This window comes from Bacteriovorax sp. DB6_IX (assembly GCF_000447775.1).
In the GTDB taxonomy this organism is placed as follows: Bacteria; Bdellovibrionota; Bacteriovoracia; order Bacteriovoracales; family Bacteriovoracaceae; genus Halobacteriovorax_A.
Window position 1 is genome coordinate 1 of sequence record NZ_AUNJ01000044.1, and the last position, 205, is coordinate 205.

The window sequence follows — 205 nt, forward strand, 5'->3', positions numbered from 1 at the left end:
CTTTCAGATCTCAAAGTCTCCCATGATTTTTGCCTCTCAGGTAAGAGACAGTGGAGAAATGCCTTTGTGGATATCATTCTCAATAAAGATAATATCGATGAGCTAAGAGACTGTGAGTTCTTCTATGGTCTGATTGATGTGGAGAGCGAACAAACTAAGAATCTATTTAAGAGATTTGAGAAGATTATTGATGTGAATTATATTA

The 205-nt window shown here is 35.1% G+C and carries 1 protein-coding gene; it reads left to right on the forward strand.

All coding sequences use genetic code 11. The annotated features are described in order from the left end of the window. The coding region (locus M901_RS01315; RefSeq protein WP_034719435.1) for a hypothetical protein at window positions 1–205 on the forward strand (205 nt) is incomplete at both ends.